At 67.3% G+C, this 511-nt stretch carries 1 protein-coding gene; it reads right to left on the bottom strand.

Annotated features, from left to right (window positions below):
- Nucleotides 1-34 precede the first annotated feature (34 nt).
- Nucleotides 35-511 (bottom strand): autotransporter outer membrane beta-barrel domain-containing protein (locus AC06FD_RS20440; protein WP_478078734.1); only part of this gene is annotated, 477 nt, incomplete at its 5' end.

Genomic DNA, 511 nt, shown 5'->3' on the forward strand with positions numbered 1-511 from the left:
GGCGCCCGTCGTTTGCTGCGTTTCTGCTGGTTGATTACCAGCTGTACTTCACGCCCATCTGGCCGCCGTAGTTGCTGTAGCTGCCCTTGCCACGCGTGCTGCTCAGCTCGCCCCAGCCGGTCCAGCCCCCTCCCAACTGCAGCTGGGCGCCGGCCTTGGCCTGGTAGACATCGCGCGGCTGGCCACCGGCCTGGTAGGTTTCATCCAGGGCCAGCGAGTTGCCTTCGCCACGGGTGCGGATCCAGTTGATACCCACGAACGGCTGCACGCGGTTGCCGCTGGTGGCGGTGTTGTGCCCGTACACACGCAGGCCGAGGCGGGTCTGCAGGCCGCCAGCCTCCAGGCTGCGCACCCGGGTGCCGTTGCGTTCCATGTGGTCATCCATCGAGAAGTCGGTCCAGGTCACCTGGGCCTGCGGCTCCACGTACAGCGCGCTGTTGGCACTCTGGCGCACCTTGAAGGCGTAGCCGGCTTCCAGCGAGGCGGTCGTCGCCTTGCTGTCGTAGCGCTC

The organism is Stenotrophomonas sp. Steno-Z1, from assembly GCF_056393175.1.